Source organism: Duganella radicis (assembly GCF_009720825.1).
GTDB classification, from domain to species: Bacteria; Pseudomonadota; Gammaproteobacteria; order Burkholderiales; family Burkholderiaceae_D; genus Rugamonas; species Rugamonas radicis.
In genome coordinates this window covers 1-423 of sequence record NZ_WNKY01000133.1, presented here as the reverse complement: position 1 = coordinate 423, position 423 = coordinate 1, and the positions used below count along the sequence as shown (strand labels likewise).

The following is a 423-nucleotide window of genomic DNA, read 5'->3' as shown; positions in this document are numbered from 1 at the left end:
ATCTGGCAAAGCGTCCCAAGCGCTGTAAACTGGTGCTTCAACCAGAACTGGCTAACGTCGTTGCAGACAGGCTGCGGTTGCAGTGGTCACCAGAGCAAATTGCTGGATGGCTCAAGCACACTTACCCAGGCGATGAGGATCATCAGGTGTCACACGAGACAATTTATCGCAGCCTGTATATCCAAGCGCGCGGCGCTTTGAAGAAGGAGTTGCTTGAGCATTTGAGACGCACCCGAGCAATGCGCCGCTCGCGTCACCACACCCAGAAAACCGATGATCACGGCAGAATCAAGGACGCCGTATCTATCAGTGAACGGCCTGCATCAGCGGAAGACCGAGCGGTACCCGGCCATTGGGAAGGCGATCTCCTGTGCGGAAGTCACAACAGCCAGATCGTCACGCTGGTCGAGCGTCAAACACGCT

General features: G+C 56.0%; 1 protein-coding gene. It reads left to right on the top strand.

Translation table 11 applies throughout. From position 1 onward, the window contains the following. On the top strand, nt 1-423 hold a 423-nt coding region (locus GM676_RS33125), incomplete at both ends, for an IS30 family transposase (protein WP_155468472.1).